At 49.4% G+C, this 18344-nt stretch carries 17 protein-coding genes; 1 reads left to right on the forward strand and 16 read right to left on the reverse strand.

Annotation, left to right across the window (positions count from 1 at the left end; genetic code table 11):
* Nucleotides 1-3: 3 nt before the first annotated feature.
* From CWI83_RS05160 to CWI83_RS05190, 7 genes are all read right to left on the reverse strand, one after another.
* Entirely contained in the window at nucleotides 4-2595 is a 2592-nt protein-coding gene (locus CWI83_RS05160; RefSeq protein WP_126826675.1) for an SLBB domain-containing protein, read from the reverse strand.
* A 110-nt stretch (nucleotides 2596-2705) separates the two neighbouring features.
* Nucleotides 2706-5801 (reverse strand): YjbH domain-containing protein, encoded by a 3096-nt coding sequence (locus tag CWI83_RS05165; protein WP_126826678.1) that lies wholly within the window; start codon nucleotides 5799-5801, stop codon nucleotides 2706-2708.
* Nucleotides 5798-6541: a YjbF family lipoprotein gene (locus tag CWI83_RS05170; protein WP_126826680.1), complete on the reverse strand. Its 744-nt coding sequence runs from the start codon at nucleotides 6539-6541 to the stop codon at nucleotides 5798-5800. The genes CWI83_RS05165 and CWI83_RS05170 overlap by 4 nt, the downstream gene beginning before the upstream one ends.
* A gap of 114 nt (nucleotides 6542-6655) precedes the next feature.
* Nucleotides 6656-7594 carry a hypothetical protein gene (locus tag CWI83_RS10595; RefSeq protein WP_198677249.1) on the reverse strand — a complete coding sequence of 313 codons (939 nt, stop codon included), beginning with the start codon at nucleotides 7592-7594 and terminating at the stop codon, nucleotides 6656-6658.
* A gap of 95 nt (nucleotides 7595-7689) precedes the next feature.
* Nucleotides 7690-8205, reverse strand: coding sequence for a transcription/translation regulatory transformer protein RfaH (gene rfaH / locus CWI83_RS05180; RefSeq protein WP_126826682.1), 516 nt, complete (start codon nucleotides 8203-8205; stop codon nucleotides 7690-7692).
* Between the two features lie 11 nt (nucleotides 8206-8216).
* Complete coding sequence (gene pgi / locus CWI83_RS05185) at nucleotides 8217-9761, reverse strand: glucose-6-phosphate isomerase (protein ID WP_126826684.1); 1545 nt, start codon at nucleotides 9759-9761, stop codon at nucleotides 8217-8219.
* Between the two features lie 175 nt (nucleotides 9762-9936).
* Nucleotides 9937-10539 carry a porin family protein gene (locus CWI83_RS05190; RefSeq protein WP_126826687.1) on the reverse strand — a complete coding sequence of 201 codons (603 nt, stop codon included), beginning with the start codon at nucleotides 10537-10539 and terminating at the stop codon, nucleotides 9937-9939.
* Nucleotides 10540-10786: 247 nt separating this feature from the next.
* Here CWI83_RS05190 and CWI83_RS05195 point away from each other — a divergent pair, with 247 nt between their 5' ends.
* Nucleotides 10787-11497, forward strand: a complete 711-nt coding sequence (locus CWI83_RS05195; protein WP_126826690.1) for a transposase — start codon at nucleotides 10787-10789, stop codon at nucleotides 11495-11497.
* 60 nt (nucleotides 11498-11557) lie between these two features.
* On the opposite strand, the gene CWI83_RS05200 is transcribed toward CWI83_RS05195, so the two are convergent.
* From CWI83_RS05200 to gspG, 9 genes are read right to left on the reverse strand one after another with little or no spacing between them, the layout of a single operon-like run.
* Entirely contained in the window at nucleotides 11558-12373 is an 816-nt protein-coding gene (locus CWI83_RS05200; RefSeq protein ID WP_126826693.1) for a mechanosensitive ion channel domain-containing protein, read from the reverse strand.
* Nucleotides 12374-12414: 41 nt separating this feature from the next.
* On the reverse strand, nucleotides 12415-13203 hold the full coding sequence (gspN, locus tag CWI83_RS05205; protein WP_126826695.1) for a type II secretion system protein N: 789 nt from the start codon (nucleotides 13201-13203) through the stop codon (nucleotides 12415-12417).
* On the reverse strand, nucleotides 13203-13718 hold the full coding sequence (gene gspM, locus CWI83_RS05210) for a type II secretion system protein GspM (protein WP_157980368.1): 516 nt from the start codon (nucleotides 13716-13718) through the stop codon (nucleotides 13203-13205). Before gspM ends, gspN begins: the two co-directional genes overlap by 1 nt.
* Before the next feature lies 1 nt (nucleotide 13719).
* Nucleotides 13720-15036 (reverse strand): type II secretion system protein GspL, encoded by a 1317-nt coding sequence (gene gspL / locus CWI83_RS05215; protein ID WP_126826700.1) that lies wholly within the window; start codon nucleotides 15034-15036, stop codon nucleotides 13720-13722.
* Between the two features lies 1 nt (nucleotide 15037).
* Complete coding sequence (gene gspK, locus CWI83_RS05220) at nucleotides 15038-16114, reverse strand: type II secretion system minor pseudopilin GspK (protein ID WP_126826702.1); 1077 nt, start codon at nucleotides 16112-16114, stop codon at nucleotides 15038-15040.
* Nucleotides 16114-16821 (reverse strand): type II secretion system minor pseudopilin GspJ, encoded by a 708-nt coding sequence (gene gspJ / locus CWI83_RS05225; protein WP_126826705.1) that lies wholly within the window; start codon nucleotides 16819-16821, stop codon nucleotides 16114-16116. The genes gspK and gspJ overlap by 1 nt, the downstream gene beginning before the upstream one ends.
* Entirely contained in the window at nucleotides 16818-17198 is a 381-nt protein-coding gene (gene gspI / locus CWI83_RS05230; RefSeq protein WP_126826708.1) for a type II secretion system minor pseudopilin GspI, read from the reverse strand. The genes gspJ and gspI overlap by 4 nt, the downstream gene beginning before the upstream one ends.
* Nucleotides 17195-17893, reverse strand: a complete 699-nt coding sequence (locus CWI83_RS05235) for a prepilin-type N-terminal cleavage/methylation domain-containing protein (protein WP_126826710.1) — start codon at nucleotides 17891-17893, stop codon at nucleotides 17195-17197. The genes gspI and CWI83_RS05235 overlap by 4 nt, the downstream gene beginning before the upstream one ends.
* A complete protein-coding gene (gspG, locus tag CWI83_RS05240; protein WP_126826713.1) occupies nucleotides 17893-18339 on the reverse strand; it encodes a type II secretion system major pseudopilin GspG in 447 nt (148 codons plus the stop codon). Before gspG ends, CWI83_RS05235 begins: the two co-directional genes overlap by 1 nt.
* Between the last annotated feature and the right edge of the window lie 5 nt (nucleotides 18340-18344).

Here is an 18344-nt window from a genome sequence, read left to right on the forward strand (position 1 = left end):
ACCTTACAATGTCGCTACCGCAGCAATCGCTACACCTGTTTGATACAGAATCTGGGTTGCATCGCGCCACAGGGTCCAGTTGTCTTTAAAGCTAGTATCAAGTGGCACCACTATGGTATCACCTGGCTCAAGCCGCTGTTGATTAGCGAAGCCAAACCACGAGCGGTTGCCGTCGACCGCGACCGCACCATTTGCTTTCACCACAAATATGCGCTCTTCATCGGCTTTTTGGCGCAAACCTCCGGCTCTACGAATATAATCGGTTACTGTAAGTGCCCCGTCAAACACATGGGCACTTGCCAGTTGCACCTCGCCAATGACATTAACGGTCTCACGACGGCTAGGCACCACTAGCCGATCACCATCTTTTAATTGAATGTCAGCATCTAAGCTACCGGTTAATATGTATGGCAGATCAATCACCAGTCGCCCAACTGGTTCAACTTCGATTAAGTCGTTTACCAGCTGGTTGAATTCAGTGTAACTAACTGTATTTACCGCATCCGTTATCATATTACTCGACACTTCACGGCGCAGGTCTTGCGCTAGTTGCTGCATCCGCTGTTGCTCGAGCTCTTTCAATTCTTCGCGAGTAAATACCGCCCCACGAGCAAAGGCATATTGGGTCAAGCCACCGGCTCGTTCAATCACGCTCGACAAGGTCTCACCTCGCCGAACGGTGTAAGTTCCCGGGAAGCGCACTTCGCCTTCAAGGGTTACCCGCACATTTGCATCCCACTCTGGCGTGCGCAGTACGTTAATTACATCGCGACTTTGTAACTGCGGTGCACTTGTGCCATTGGGTTTAAAATCGAAGGTTTGGATAGTAATACTATCGGATGAAACGACTTCTCGGGTGATCTCACTGCGCGAGGTAAAAGCCGAATCTTTTAAACCACCCGCTGCTTGAATGATGTCATTAGCATCTATATTCTTAGCTAGCGGATACACGCCCGGCTTGTGCACATCACCACGCACTGTCACCCAGCCTGATTGGCTATCACTATTTTGCTGCGCCAATAACTGGTTAAAAATAGGGGCAAGTAACCGTAGCCGTGAATATTCAGCATACTGAGCTAATTCGTCTTCTGAAATTGTCAAACCTAATTGTCGATATATGCCTACTACCAAGCTTGAATTTGTCACACTTCTGCTTTTAGGAGACGCTTCTGAGGCGTCTCTCTCAGATGAGATTTCGGCTCGATAGTTAAGTCGCTCTTCAGTTTTCTTTTCAAACCGAGAGAACAGCACTAGAGTATCGCCTTGCTCGAGTGTGAGGTTGTTCTCGCTATCACCTGAAAGAGCTTTTTGCAGGTTAATTTGGTAAATCGACTCGATGGTGTTATTACGTCCACCGCGCACAATCAAGGCATAATTTAAGTCAGTATTAGGCAGTAAATCGGCATCGGCACTGGTGATAATATCCGTTACCTTTAAGTCGTTTTGATACTGGTAGTAGCCTGTCCGGCTTGCCGCACCAATCAAGAGCACGCCATCACTAATATCCTCTGTTACCGCCTGCACACTAATCTTGTCGCCATTCAGCGCTTGTACCGTGTTTACTTGCGCCGAGGTGATGGTTTTTGCCCGGCGGCGATCATCACGAATACGCTCAACTAAAATTTGTGCATTAAATGCTGAGGGTAACTTCCCCCCAGCGAGTGCGATGGCATCGGCGATGGTCTCGTTGCCTTTTAACTCATAATATCCCGGACGAAGTACTTCTCCTTTAACTTGCACTAAACTTTTGCGTGCTGGGATAAATACCACGTCACCATCACGCAGTACTTGGTCACCATCGGCTTTGCCCGCAATTAAAAAGTCATACAGGTCAAGTTCAGAAATGGTCTTACCCGCCCGCTTAATTTGCACATTGCGAAGTGATGCGATATCAGTCACGCCACCACTTAAAAATAAGACTTGCATAGCAGTAGTAAGTGCATTTACTCGATAAGCACCAGGCTTATACGATTCGCCCGTTACGTAGATAAACATACTACGCAGCTCGCCCATACTCACGCTGGCTTCAAGGCCAATGTTTCGCTCGCTTACTTCGTTACGGATCAGTTGTTGTGCTTCAGCAAAAGTCAACCCTACCACATTTAATGGCGGTAAATCGTCGACCACAATTTGCCCTTCACGGTTTATAATTGCTTCAACTTGTTTCGACTCTTTGCCAAAGTAGTTAATAACCAATGAATCACCCGGCGCTAACTGGTAATCATTCGGTACTGGACCAAAACTTGTGGTATCGAAACTTTGCGGTTGCCCGGCAAAAAGTTCATAACCGAAGGGTTTAATTCGGTCGTCTTCTTTGGATGTAGCTTGCCCTTGGCTATATGGGCTCATTTCATTCATGCTAGGGCGTTCACTTACAAGGGGCTGCCCCTCTTGAGGTGCAAGTGCATCACTTTGGCTTGACCCTTGTAACAACGACAAATCAAAACCATATTGGCGAGCCAATAGCTCTTGCTGTGCTCTCGGTAGTTTTTTGAACTGTTCGATTTGCGCCGGCGAGACTTGCGCCAAAGCTACACTTTGCAGCAGCAATGCTGTGCTCAGAAAAAATAAGGTACGAAGCGCCATTTTTTTCATTTTCTGATCCTATCGTTATACACTTAAATTAGACACGCTACCGCCCTCGGGTTGCGGCACCCGAAAGCCGATGAAAATTTTACTTTTAACTATTGCTACGACGATTATAGCTAGTCGGTATAGAACCGGCTGCGGTCATCGGTAAAACCAATTAATCGATGCTCACGAATCAGCATTTGCCCGCCATCGCGGGTAATGGGTATCCAGCCAATGGTTCCGCGCCCGCGCGAATGGCGCAGTTGCAGCAGATCGAACGGGATACTGATAAAGAAGCCTTTGTTAAAACTTCCTTCACCAAACTCTTGCGCTGACACGTTGGTTTTTGCCGCAAATGCCCCTGCAATAATACCACTTTTAAATTTATGCTCGAAAGTTAGTTGCGCGCCACGATCGCCTGCTAAGAATTGGCCTACATGCAGCTGGACCAAACTATTTGGCAGCCATTTACGTGGTTGGTAATATAGGCTGGCATGACCGGTCCAAACGTCATAATCAATTAAACCCAAGCGGTCATATGGGTCGCGTTGTTTAGCGTAATTAATGTCAAAACCAATACTCCAGTCTTGATCAAGTGGCCGATATAAAAACTCGGTGCCAACCCCGGCAAACATCAGCTCAAAATAGCCTGCATGAACTTGCGCATAAATATTTTTACTTAACTGTTGCTGATACACACCCACTAGGTCACGCAGCCAAATATCGGATGAGGCAACGTACTCACGCACCCGCGTCCTCACCGGTGGCAAATTACTGGGGCTTCGTAAAAAGTTAAACTCGTCGTAATTATTGACCAAGCTGGTGGCTAAAGTTCCCGAGATAAAGCTATTTGGACTCAGTGCAAAAGTGGCATTTGCATCTAAGCCAATATTGTACATATAAAAATCTTCAGGGCCGCCAAAGCTTTGCTCTAAAAATGGCTTGATACTCAGTTTTGGCCACGCCAGTTGGTGTTCGGTACGGAACAGTTGCTGGTCGCCATCGGCACGTGGTGATATCTCGGTGCGCACATAGCTATCGCTTAAACTCAGCTGTGGTTCAAACCGCGATAATGCGCGGCGAACAATATTCAGATCAAATTCAGTCTCGGCGGTGAGCATGGTGTTAGTTTGCTCAACTAGGTGCAACTGCTGCACTTCGTTGGGTAACTCGCTGACGGCTATTTGCGCCACGCGTTGCAGCATGATTTTGTGGTTGCGATAGCGAAAACTATTACCGATAAAGGTAACGAGTTTGCCATCCTCACTAAGCCAGACTTCATCAAGTCGGAAACCCGCTTCATTAGCAAGGGCATCTTCTAATTTAAACATCAGCTGTTGCTGCAGCTTGCCATAGCGTATCTGCTCGCTGGTAATTTGACTTGGGTTAATCGCAGGACGGTTAATATCCTGATCGATTTTAGGGAAATCAATAACATCAAAATTACTGCGGAAACTTGCACCAAACATCAGCGTATTGCCGCGTTCAAAGCTTACTTTGGCACTCACGACTTGATCAAATTCGTATTCTAGGCCGATGTTAAAGCGTGAATCTTGTTTAATCGGCACGCGAGCAATCTCATTTTGGTAGTTATTAGGGTCGTACTCTAACTTAAAGCGTACAGGCCATTGTTCAAATTGGTACTCTACACCGCCAAACCAAGCACTTTGGCCATGAAACCATTTGCCGGTTTCGAATAAACCGCCTCGTCCTGATGTTCCGCCAGGACGAACACAAAACGAGTCTTTTATTTCACAGAGAGGGTTCGTTGCATTAGCGTTTTTGCCTAGGTATCCCCACCCCATTCCAGCGCTGATATCAAGCTGACCAAAGTTTTTCGAGGCAACGATGTATTCTCCCGAGAACAACCCGGTGCCGGCAGCATCTCGAATCCCCGCGCTAATTTCGGGTAACCATTTTGATTCTTGCCAAAGTCGAAGTTTTACGTCGATACCCCTGTCTTTTAGTGTTTGATCTCCACTAAAACCCTCGAATTGGCTATAACGACGGGTTCGAATGTCATTGTAGCGGATGGTTGTTTCAAGCCAGGGGAATAACTGCAAATTCAGAGCCATGCGCCGATATTCATCGCTATCGTAATAGGTGAAATTAAACTCCCCTGGTGCCGACATGCGCGCGGTTGGTGTTTGCATCAAGCCAACATTGCCAAAATCGCTAGTACTTGGCCGCCAGCCTTGCTTACGCTCGGTGACGCCTTCGAACCAGCTTACTGGTTTAGTCTCATCGTCTAAAAGTGGTTGCTGATCGGTGGCAATGGTATCGGTCGGCCCAATGCCTTGCCAATCGGCTAGCGGCGAGAAATACATGGCTAGATCAGTTAACGCTTGGTTAATGTGCTTATATTCTGTAGGTAATTCAGTTTTCTTAAACAACACTACGAGTAACGAGCCATAGCTTAAGGGCTTGCCCTGTTGAGAGATGCTTAACAGTGGGTGCAATTGTTGTTCGCCGTTTAGTTTAATTTCGGCAATTTGCTCGCTGTCGGCTAATGGGTCGATGCGACTCGCCAAGTTTTGCTGACGCATTTGTGCATACACACTTAGGTCAGGTTGGTAGCGCAATTGAAACGGCACCCATAGAGCACCGAGCACCGGATGTCGGCTGCGAGTGCTAGCAAGTGTCGGAAGAATAAGTTGATAGCGACCGCTGGTGTTAGCTGAACCTGCTTGTAAAATCGGGTTGCTGTAGGCTTGATAGAGGCTTTGTTGCTCGCTAACTGCGAAGCGCTCGGATAGGCGCTGCGGGTTGTTATAGGTGTTTGCTTCGATCAACCCAAGTTGCTCGGCGCCAATGGGTAAGGCGCCAATAAGCGGCCACTGCGCCACTTGCTCGGCAACACGGCGCACTAAATCGGCTTGTTTTGAGCCTTGCTGCCGTAATAACCCGTAATACGCATAAAGTTGGTTCAACAGTTGCTTGCGTTGCTGTTCCACTGAAGCTTGTTGCTCGGCATTCACTAATCGCATCCGCGACCAATCGATTTGATCAAGCGAATATCCTTGCTCGCGCAGCTTGGCGTAGACTTGTGCGAGTGAGACCGATTGACTGAACTGAAGTTGGACTCTGTTTAGCTTAGAGTCATCTGAGGCAACTTCTACAACCAATACTTGCGAAGTTTTTGTAGACGTTTGAGCGTGCGCAGAGATACCTATCGATAGCGCAGCCAGGAGCAGTAAAATTGTGCAGATAAGGCGAGAAAGCATCATCATGATTCATCACTCTCTACACTAAAGTCGCCTATGAATGGCACAACCTCTTCGGTCAAAAGATAACCATGCGCAGGGGAAATAAATTGCTGGGTCTTAACAATTCGCCCATTTGTTGCGTGTTGCCAAAAAATATTCTCAAACAATATTGGCTTTTTTGTGGTGCTATCGACATTCCATTCGCCGGTTTCGATTATACGAAACGCAGGAACGGTAATGCCACTCAAAAGTGTAATTGATTCGACTTTCTCTGTGCGCATAATGGTTGATTTTATCCACACTCGTTGCAACACCGCATTGCTCCCATCGGCCTGTTGCAGTGTAACCTTGCGTCGCCATTGGTCTGGACAAATTATTGCGCTATTCGGCTGCAAATATTTGCGGAAACATGAGAGGGGGTCTTGTCCTCTAGCCGAAGTTTGTTGTGGAAAATCCGTTAAGCTTTCCGTTCCAACGATACGGCCATTTTGGCTGTATAAAAAATCTCGCGAGCCAATACGCCACGTTAGCTGGTTTTCGCTAGCTTGGTTAAGTACGGCTAAAATACGCGGACTATTGTCAAGTTGCACGTAGAGAGCTGCATAATCAAGTGCTCTTATCTCATCAAGGGATAATAGGATTGGCTCAGGTTCGGTAAAGAACGCTCGACCCATTTCCGCAATGGCATTAACGCGCTGGCTACATCCTGCTAGCACGTTAACTAGCAATACTAAAATAGCAATTTTGTATAGGCGGGCTATCATTGAATAACTACTAATCCGTGTATTTATAATTATGACTTTATTATAACAAAGTCACTTTTAAAAAACCAACAAAAAAACCCGGCTATCGCCGGGCTTTTTTCATACAGAAACAACTTAGAATATAGAGGTAGATGTTGTCGTACTTGTACTGGTACTGGTACTGGTAGTTGTACTCGTCGCAGTCGTCGTATTAGTACTTGTAGTCGTTCCTGTCGTAGTCGTGGTATCTGTACCCGGCTCAGGATCAGGAGCCGTACTCGTTGTAGTACTCGTACCTGGAGTCGTTCCTGTCGTAGTCGTGGTATCTGTACCCGGCTCAGGATCAGGAGCCGTACTCGTTGTAGTACTCGTACCTGGAGTCGTTCCTGTCGTAGTCGTGGTATCTGTACCCGGACCCGGTGGCTCAGGTTCTGGCTCAGGTTCTGGTTCTGGCTCAGGTTCTGGCTCAGGTTCTGGCTCAGGTTCTGGCTCAGGTTCTGGTTCTGGCTCAGGTTCTGGTTCTGGCTCAGGTTCTGGCTCAGGTTCTGGCTCAGGTTCTGGTTCTGGCTCAGGTTCTGGTTCTGGCTCAGGTTCTGGCTCAGGTTCTGGCTCAGGTTCTGGCTCAGGTTCTGGTTCTGGCTCAGGTTCTGGTTCTGGCTCAGGTTCTGGCTCAGGTTCTGGCTCAGGTTCTGGTTCTGGCTCAGGTTCTGGTTCTGGCTCAGGTTCTGGCTCAGGTTCTGGCTCAGGTTCTGGCTCAGGTTCTGGTTCTGGCTCAGGTTCTGGTTCTGGCTCAGGTTCTGGCTCAGGTTCTGGCTCAGGTTCTGGCTCAGGTTCTGGCTCAGGTTCCGTAATAATTGGAGTATCGTCGTCCGAGGCGTCAAGAACCATAATAGTTGCTGCTGCAACAATGCCTAAAGCGGCAGGGGTGCTACCCTGCAACAATCCACCCTTAGCTTCACTCTCTGAAGAAGAGTTTTGTGGTTCTATAACATTACTCTCGGCCAAAACTTGCATAGGGGCAGCCGAAAGTGCTGCCGTAATCGCTGCAGCCACAAAAGTTTTTTGTTTATTCATCCTCGATCCCTCGGATTTTCCATCAATGACTTAGCAGTATACCTAACGATTCTAATGAGTCAAATAGATTTAATCTTGGTATTACTAATTATTCGTTATCTATTAATTCGAATCTCATTGAAATTTAATTGAGCTTTTACATCCTGACTCAACCAGTTAATTAAGACAATACAGCGCTCTTCGCCATCGAGTTTAACCACCTTGGCAAGGAAGCCTTTAAATGGTCCTTCGGTGATTTCGACTTCTTCGCCGCTTTGCGGCAAGGCGTACTTTTGCGCCTTCTCTTTTGCTTCGTTTAGCTCGCTCATGGCCTCGATTTGGGCATGGCTTAGCGTGGCTGGGCGCTCGCCAAACATGAGTATTTTGCTGACCCCAAAGGTGTTTCTTACTTTATGGAAGCTGGCGGTGAAATCGTCGACTTCGATAAATAAATAGCCTGGGAATAACGGCTCAGTCGCTAGGGTCTTTTTGCCTCGCTTGATTTTTTCGATATCGAGCATGGGTAGGCATGTCTTGATACCTTGGTTCTCGAGGTTGAGCTTGGCCCGTTGCTCTTGTCTGGGCTTGCTGCGGACCACGTACCAAATTGATTTTTTCTCATTTGTGCTCATTTTTCGGCGGCCTACATGCGCTTAATGATGGCATCGGTACTGGCGTCGAACTGTTTCTCGGCCTGGGCTTTGTCGTATGTACGGTTTGCTTTGGCATCGGCTTGTGCGTCGATGGTTTTGAGAATATCGACAGCGACTTTTTTGCCTTTTTCTACACCTGGCTGATCAAAGCTGTTGATGCCCCAAATGATGCCTTGGATGAACACTTTGTGCTCGTACGCTGCGATGAGCGCGCCGAAGCTCTGTGGGGTGAGCTCGTCGACGTAGAGCAAGTTGCTGGTGTGATTGCCGGGGTAGACATCGCGCGGACTGTCGGATTCTGGCTGACTGCCCTGCCACATCAATTGGCGATGGGCGAGGCAGTTGGCCACGGCTAAGCGCTGCTGCTCTCTAAGTTGGCGCTGGGTTTGCTTTTGGAAGCCGGGCGCTTCGCGGTGCAATACGGCGATAAAGTCGGCAGTAAATTTGTCATGGCCTTGGTGCAAATGCTGGAAGAACGCATGCTGACCGTTCGGGCCAAAACCGCCCCAGATAATCGGGCCGGTTGGAGTGTTGATGGCCTGATTGGCGTGGTCGGCTTGCTTGCCGTTGCTCTCCATATCGAGCTGCTGTAGATAACTGGGTAGGTATCGTAAGCGGCCATCGTATGGCAGCACGGCGACGTTATTGATGCCCTCTTCTTCCCGGGCATGGATACCGGTGAGCGCCAAGTTGAGCGGGATGTTAGTCGTTGGATCGTTGCTTTGAGCGAAATGGTCATCCATGGCTTTGGCGCCTTCGAGCATCTTGGCGAACTGATGGGTGCCAACGGTGAGTGCGATGGGCAAGCCAATCGCGCTCCAGAGGCTAAAGCGCCCGCCGACTGAATCAGCAAAGCTAAGCTGATTTTTCGCTGGGATGCCGAACTCGTTCATTTTTTCGAGGTTCGAACTAACGCCAATCACGTGGTGTTTGATCCAGTCTTGCTCGGTAATGTTGGTGCTATCTTGGACCCAGGCTTTGACGGTGTCGACGTTGGCCAGGGTGTCGCTGGTGGTGAAGCTTTTACTGGCAATGATGAACAGCGTGGTCTCGGGGTCGACGATGGGTAGTACGGCGTAGAGCTGGCCGCCGTCCATTGAGCTGACGAAATGGGTGTTAAGCGTATGCAAACTGCTATCGTCGGCAAATTCTTTAAGTGCGAAACTGCCCATCATAGGGCCAAGGTCACTGCCACCGACTCCGATATTGACGACGTCTTTTATGGCCTTGCCGGTTGCGCCTTTCCAGTTTCCGCTTCTTAGGGTTCTGACGATTTCGTTAAAGCGGTTCTTGCCGTTAGCGGCTCTAACGACGTTGTGTCTGCTTCTGCAGAGGACGTGGCTGACGGTTCGGCTTTCGGTTTTATTCTGGTACTCACCCTTGATGAGCTGCTGTTTGAGTTCTTCATAGTTTTTCGGCAGCTTCTTTTTCGCATACGCTTGCAGCTCCTCGTCACTGAGGCGCTGATAGCTGTAATCAAGGTTCAGATACGGCGCCTCGATGTGGCGCTGCTTTGTTTGTTGCTGTGAGTTCATGAGGGGCAGCCCGTCCTTTTGCTTCGTCTCGTGTTCTTGTTTTATAAGGGTTGTAGGGGGATAGTAGCATTCTGCCGGGGTTTAGAGAAGAGGGGCAGCCCCTTTCGCGATTGATAAGGGGCAGCCCCTCCCCAAAAGAGGGGCAGCCCCTCTTCCGAGATTTACTTACATAGTTTTAAAAATGGTAAGAAACACCGATACCGAAACTTGAGTTATCGCTGTCTACAAACGTGTAGTTTAAGCGTGCACTCCAGTCAGTTTGGAAGAAATATTTACCGGTAAGGCTGAATTGCTGGTCACTATCACCGGCGACGTCTACGTGCTGGACTTGTCCGTCAAATTCAAATGCCGGCGTAAAGCGATGGCGGACACCTAAAGTTAAGCCATAGCCCGTATCGCTATCACTGATTGTCTCACCAAAACCTGAGGCGCTTGCGTCAAGATAAACAAGGCCTAAGCCTGCATAAAATGCAGTTGTTTCAGTTTGATGGAATTTGTACGCTGCACCAACGCTGATGTTGGTGAAGTCAAAATCAATGCTTGTTCCCGCTACGTTGCTCTCTGAGCCGTAGTTCAAGCCAGCCATCATGAACCAATCAGCGTTGATCGAACGCGATAATTCAAGACCGAATCCATTCACCTTCTCGCCAGCAAAATCAGTACTTTCGTACGATGCGCTGATGTAGTCGAAGTCTGGAGCAGTTTCATTTGCTTGGCTAGGGGCGATAGTTACGGCCATCACAGCGATAGCAAGCACTGATAATTTCATCAATTTCATCCGGTTTTCCCTTAAAAATAAGTCAGTTCAGCAACCCTTGCTGGACTAGGCGCTACTCTACTCTTACTCCAGATTCCGCAATAGAGTCTTTACTTATGATTTTCATAGTGATTTGTAAACGGTTGTAACAGGTTTGTGTCGTTTAACCTAGGAGGGGCAGCCCCTCTGATCAGAAGGGGCTGCCCCTCCTCTTTTAACCAGTCTGCTACACTTCAAAGAAGCGCAATATCTGCACAAGGAGGTGCACATGCCAAATTTGAAGCGAGCCGAATATCCAGGGATTGGAATGCATATCACGCAACGTGGTAACAATCGCCAAAAGATTTTTTTTGAACATGCCGATGGCGTCATGCTTGCAGGGCTTATAAAACGATTTGCGGAAAAGTATCAGATACTTATCCATGCATGGTGCTTCATGCCCAATCACATCCACCTATTCGTGACACCGCTTGAACCGAAGACAATTGGTTTATTCATGCAATGTGCGACGGCGACGTACAGCCGCTATTTCAACCAAAAATATCAACGCACCGGCAGCCTATATGAAAAGCGCTACTTCTCCTCACTGGTGGACGAGCGCGAATACGTCATCATGCTCTATCGCTATATCGAGCTAAACCCCGTAACTGCGGGCCTCGTAAAACGACCCGACCAATGGTTCTGGAGCTCATATCAACACAATGCCAGGGGGCGTCCATCGACGATTCTTACCCCACACTCGTGCTTTTTACTGCTCGGTGAAGACGAAGATGAGCGCCGTCGTATCTACCGCAAACTCGTTGCTGAGTCGGACTTTCGCAGCGCTGAATGGGATGCGGGACGAACAATGATCCGCACTGCACAGCGGCTTCAGTCGGTATACGGTTCGGATAAATTCCGCGAGGTGATGCAGGTGAAAACTGGGGCTAAGCTGAGAGCTTCTGACTCTGAAGGTGATGAGAAAGTGACGACAAAATAAAAGGGGCAGCCCCTCTGTTGAGGAGGGGCAGCCCCTTGTCGAGATGAGGGGCTGCCCCTCTTAATCTTTGTGCAAATGCACGTCCATTTGTGGGTAAGGGATACCGATACCGTTCTTGTCGAGCGCAAGTTTGATCTCGCGCATCAAGTCCCAGTAAACGCCCCAATAGTCTTCACTTTTCACCCAAGGGCGAACGATGAAATCGACTGAACTATTGTTCAAAGCATGAACCTGAATGTTCCACGCTGGGTCTTTCAGAAGGCGACTTTCGGCCTCTAAGACACCGGTTAAGACCTCTTTGGTTTTATGCAAATCGGCGTCGTACGACACACCAATCAGAAGATCAACACGGCGCGTATCTTCGCGGCTATAGTTAGTGATAGGCGAGCCGGTGATTTGCGCATTTGGAACAAAAACCACTTTGTTATCAGGCGTTTTTAAGATGGTTTGGAAGATGTTCACTTCTTGCACGGTTCCCGATACTCCACCAGCGTCAACATACTCGCCAGCGCGGAACGGCCGGAACATGATGATCAATACGCCACTGGCGATATTCGATAATGAGCCTTGCAACGACAGACCAATTGCCAAGCCTGCTGCACCTAAGATGGCAACGAATGACGTGGTTTGAACGCCGACTTGCGACAACGCCATGAGAATAGCGGCAATGAAGATAACGGTGCGAATGATAGCGGTCAAAAAGCTGACAACCGCCCCATCCATCTCGCGCTTCTGCATCCCTTTGCCCATGAGCTTAGCGACACTGTTTGCGACAATTTTACCGACGATCAAAATTAAGATCGCGACGATAAACTTGACCGTGTATGAAAGTAACATTTCTTGGTTTTCAACAATCCAATTTAAGACTTGCTCCATTGGATGAACTCCTTGTTTTTATAATAAAATAGCTTCGATAATCACCAGGAAAACGCGAAGCGATAGCGGCCATTAACGTCGGGTTGGCCCACCAACGGCAATAAATCTGTGACTTCTCTTGGCGCCTCAAGTGTCGGTAAGAAACTCCCGCTTACCTGACCTCGCGGTAGCTGCCTAGCTCCAGTTAGTTGCGCATCTAATTGTAGTCCAAGAATATTATTGTTAGGAATCTTTAAATCGATTCCCTGTTGCGCATTGCACGACGCCTGCGCTTGATAATCACCTAACTCACGCCAATTCTGATTTAGATTAATCACCATATTGCTTGTCAGCAAATCCGCCTGGAGCCTGTCACACCATCGCGGGTTATTAAGATCGCTCAGGGCATAATCTTTAATTGCCAGCTGCCACTGCCCGTCGACCTGTACCAGCATGGGAGCATTTACCGACTTTAAGGTGGAGTCAATGTCGCCCTGCAGCTGCCCTTTGAGGAGGGGCAGCCCCTCCCCTTCGAGAACTAGCTGAAGGTCACCATAAAACACATTAAGTGCTTGAGGAATATCGATTTCTAGCGAAATTCGGCCTCGCACAAGATCAGAGGGGCTGCCCCTCCAGTTTACATTGCGTAATTCGAGTGTAGCCCCCGTCGGCAAAGGGATAGCGACGGTCCCAGCCTGCCCCGACCAAATTGTGCCGGAGACATTGCTTACAAGGGGCTGCCCCCCCTGATTTGGTGCAAACCAATGCTGTCCCCACACTAACAATTGAGCGGGGGCAAACGCGACTAATCCGATAAGATAAAGCGGAATTAACCACAACAACCAACGCATCAGCCACGCACCTGCAATTTACGCACACGCACTTGCCCCGGGATGCCCGCAGTTGCAATATCGAGTGCTACAACGGTTACCCCGTGGCGCGCTTGGAGGTCAGCTAACATGTTGATTAACTGGTTAAAATCTACCTCATTCATTGCCACTAGCAAATCATCACCCTGCGGTTGAATGCGCGTGATCTCAATTGCTGCGCTACTTGCAGCCTGCGTCACCCGCTGGCTTAAACTGCCCGAGCTAGCCGCCGCTGGTTGCCGCCCACCCTGCTGTTGCAGTGCCTGCAATTGACCGGCTTGCTCTCGCACCAATTGTAACAGCTGCTCTTGCGCTGTAATTTGCTCCGCGCGCTCCTCAATGCCTACCGCAATGGGTCGCCAAAAAATGAGGTATAAAAGCGCGATCACAACCACGCCCGCTAAACTCGAAACCAGCACGCGCTCGCGCTGCTCCAGTTTGCTCCAATGTGGTTCAATCGCACTATTGATGCGGGTTTTAAGCATTTCGATCGCCATGTTACTGCCCTCCCGCGCGCACGATGAGTGTGCCACTGACGCCATTATCTTGGTTCGTTACAGGTCCTTGCTCAACTGAATAAGCCGTTGTTTGCTCGGCTTTATTTCGAAAATTTTCAATACTAGAGAAACTTGAAGCGCGCGCCTGAAGACGTAACTGCCCGTTTTCGAATCGTAAAAGTTCGAGTTGTAAATCAGGTGCTTGGGCGAAAGCGGTTTGTAAATCGGCGAGCATTTTCAAAGCCTGACTCTCACCTCCAACTGCGTCCCCACCAAGTTCATCGATTTTGCGCTGCAACTGCACCCGCACATTCACAATCGGACTATTACCCGGCACCGCAGTGCGGTAGGTTTGTTCGATTGCCTGACTGATTTTTTCTCTCTGCTGGCCGAGTTCAATGTAAGTGAGTACTTGCCCTGCGTATGCAAACAAAAGTGCCAGACCAGCCGCAATCGCAGTCGGTTTCCAAGGTAACAGGCTGGTTCCATTTTTACGCTTTTTCGCGACCCGATACCCTTGTTGCAACAAGTTGATAGCGCCATTTCGATGCGTGCTGTTCGCGACCACACTCAGTGGCACTTCGATATCTGCGGCATGCCACTGCAACGAGAGGGGCTGCCCCTCTTGCTCTTCTGTATTTATGTTGTGTAGGCCGTAGGTGATGACGCGCACTGAGGGGAGTGACGGGAGGGGCAGCCCCTTGTCAGCCTTTTGCTCACCGTCAGCTTTATCGTCTACGAAATTCGGTAAAAACGCAGCCAAACCCAAGCTATTGACGATCGACAAATCTAGGCAGAATCCGCTGTGCTGACCGGTTCGCACAATGATACTGGACCCCAGCTCCATCAAGCTGACTTCATTGGTTGCGGCCGGGGCTGGCAGCATATAAAAATCCGGATACCAGCAATCGGTGCTAATTCCTGCATCCGCGAGCCATGCCTGATATCGGCGCATCGCTTCGTGCGATATTGTCGCAACAGGCAACGGCTGCTCCGCACCTTTTGCTTTGAAGTTCGCCGGCCAAGCAAAATGCTGCGATTCAATTTCTGCTGCTAATTCATCCTCTAACGCATTCGGGATCAGCTGCGCCCACATCCGTTGTGAACTTGGTGGCAGCACTGCGGCAAGCATCCGCACGGACTCCCCTGCGACAAATACTGTCGTCTCGCGCTGTGCTGATTTATCAGTTAACTGCGAGAGTGCTGCTGCATTTGGCAGCTCTCCTGACGCAATCAGTTCGCGCTGCGCAGGACTCCAAACAAGCCAATGGACCTTTCCATCTGGGCTTGAAGGCAGTCTAATAAACAGCTGTTCCATATTAATCTCCTAAACTTCGGTACAGCACACGAGTTTGTTCGGGCGTAATTTCGACAACCGAACGGCCTCTAATGCGCAAATCTCCGACAGTTATTTCAGCTCTTAACTCAAAATACTCGCTTTTTACGGTTAAATCATCAAGTGCGCCGCCTAAACCTGCTAATGCAGCGCTGGTAGGGCGAGCTCCCCCGCCAAAATTAGCTTGAATTGGCTTTGCTGCAGCCTGAGTTAATATGCGATCTGTGCGCATTTGCTCCTCGCTTTCGAAGCCATTCATATCACGATTTTCAAGAAATCGCTTCGCGTCATCTAGTGACAGCGAACCGAGCGAAACAGCGTGCAAAAGAGGGGCAGCCCCTTCTGCTAAGGTATTCACATTAATCGCCATATTCGCATCATGTGGCCACGCACAAACATAGGGTTCAAGGGCGCGGTAAATCAGTGGCGTCACTCCTCGAACTAGACGTAACTCACTGACTTCACTCAAATATGTGTTAGCGGCTTGATGCGGAAACTGCTGCGATTCGTAGTCCGCATCCTCGGCACCGTAGGTCCCGCTTATACGCTCGTCCGGATCCAGCCAGTCGGCGAGCGAATCCACCACTGTGTCCGCGGCATAGGGGTCGATGCGATCATCAGCCGCCAGCAACAACATTCGCAGCTGTGCTTTGCGTCGAACTAACAACCCTTCGGTCGGATTATTCCCCGCATCGGTCTCTGGTACGCGCAAACTATTCAAGTTAAAACAAGCACGTAGGTCATGAATCGTCCCTTCAATTAAACCGCCAGGAACGGGCAGTGGTTGAGAGTTTTCAGAGCTAGCCGCCCATAATTGGCTGCGATTGGCGACCATATCATTGTCATTTAGCTCGGACTGTAACAGCTCGCGCACGACCTCTTCCGCACTCACCGCATACCAATAAGCCTGCTCGCCAAGTTGCATATTGGCCGTGCGCACCACACTCGGCTGCAACGCCTTGGTTAAGCTAAGCGCGACAACGGCGACTAGGGCAACGACGAACAACACCATAATGAGCGCGACACCGCGCTGATTAAACAAACGAAGTGGTATATTCATTAGCTTCCACCCTCCGTTTGAGGAGGGGCTGCCCCTCCTTGATTGGTGCCCGGATTATTCGGATCAGGCCCAACCAAGATCGATTTTTCTTTTAATTCTCCGCCATTTATTAAAAACACGCGCTCAATTCGTCCCCAAGTTTCGGTCTCGAGCGTCAATTCAATTGCATGCGGAAGCGCATTTGGGAAGTTCCACGACTCAACCCATGCACCTCCGCGTTGGCGCACTTGCGCGTCCGCATTTGGCTCAGGTTTAAGATAAAAACGCATGCGCATTTCACTTACTTTATCTAATAAAATGCGTTCTTGTGGCTCGGCACTAAGGCTCACATCAGGAAAGTAAAAGTGCTGCCGAATCAATTGGTTGTCTCGTAGTGTGTAGATCACAGGCTGTAATTGACTGCGGGGCAACGCAGCGCCAGGGTTCAGCCAACCATTGCGAATAAACGCAATTTGCTCAACATCTACAAACAGCAGCCGACCAGTCGGATTGGTTCGCTTCACCATCCCTCGAATATCCTGCTCCATGATCAGCATTGCTCGCTGAAGCTCTTGTAATTGTTGAAGTTTTTCAGATGATTGCTCTTTAGTTCTGATCATCTGTTGAACCGTGACTGAGCTTGCCACCCCCAGCAGCGCAAAAACGGCCACCGCTACGAGAATTTCAACCAGGGTAAAACCTGATGATTGGCGCGAACGAAAACTCACTGAGCGCCTCCCTCAGGGCCCATATAGCGGCTCAGTTCAAAGAGGACTTCGGCTTCTGTTCGGTCTGATTCTTCGCTTACCCGCACTGTGACAAAAAAGACATTTTCTGTCGCAGTTTCAACCACTTCTGAACGCCAACGCCATTCGATGTCACCGATTGTTTCGAGGCCCGACGCACCATCTTGCGGAGGATAGCTCAAAGAAATCCGACTGATAGCGTTACTTGCGGCCATTCGCGCAAAGGTCTTTTGCTCCATGTACCTGAGGCTGTCGACATGCTGGGTTGCGGCGGCAATGGCGGCGACTGCGATCAAGGCAAAAATCGCCATGGCCGCTAAAACTTCGATTAGAGTGAAGCCACTTGCGCGCTTATTCATGGCTGATAATCCGGATCAATCTCTGCATATGCGGCGGCGGTCGCTAACTCAGCGTTGAATCCATCATTAGCGTATATCACCCATTGCGTCGCGTCGAAATCGTCGCGCGATTTCAGCGTTACATGAAAGTTTGGTAATTCGCCATTGCCGTAAATGATGAGCTGGGGCAGCCCCTCAAAAGGAGGGGCAGCCCCTCCCTCTTCGCTGTTCGAATTTTCACCACTCGTCAACTTTTCATCATCATCCTCTGATTTATCAACTGGTTCGTAGACTAATAAATCTTCAAGAATTAGGTCTTCTTGCTGGAGCAATTCAAAATCATCACTTTCAAGTAAAATATTCGTTCCAGCGGGTAAACGGCGTGGCTGCAAACCGCGATCTGTACTCTTAGACCAGTAACCATTTTCGGCCGACCAAACCAAAAACAAATAGGGGCTGCCCCTGCTTGGATCGGAGGGGCTGCCCCCTGTGCGATTTTGCGCAGCAGGGTCGCTGACATACAGCCCAATAATCTGCTGATGCACCAGAGCTAGCTCGGAGGCGTACAAGATTTGCTGTTGTAGCGTGACTGCAAACTCGGCCCGATCTTCGTCGCTGCGATCAGGTATGACGAACGCGACTGTGGAGATGATCGCACCGATAATGGCGATCACCACCAACACTTCGATAAGTGTAAAGCCGCGCGTGCGTTGCATCAGTCAGCGCTAGGTGAATCGTCTAAATTCCAGTTGCCGATATCATCGTCGGTGCCCGGCTGACGATCTGGGCCAGCTGAGAAAATATCGATGTCGCTATACTCGCCTGGATTCAGCATGAGATAGTCACTACCGTACGGATCTTGTGGTAAGCGGCGGATATAGCCATTGCGACGATAGTTGCGCGGCGCTGGGTCAATGGTTGGCTCAGCCACCAAGGCTTGCAAGCCCTGCTCGGTGGTCGGAAACATCCCATTATCAAGGCGATACTGCGCTAACGCACTCTCAAGTTGGACAATATCTGTCTTCGCTTTCTGCCGTTCGGCCTGCTCATTTGCGCCAATCACGTTCGGTACGATAAGCGCCGCGAGGATGCCCAAAATAGCCAAAACGACCATGATTTCGAGCAATGAAAATCCACGCTGTTGCTCTGCTTTTATCTGCATAAACT

The sequence above is a fragment of the Pseudidiomarina taiwanensis genome (assembly GCF_003987435.1).
GTDB lineage: Bacteria > Pseudomonadota > Gammaproteobacteria > Enterobacterales > Alteromonadaceae > Pseudidiomarina > Pseudidiomarina taiwanensis.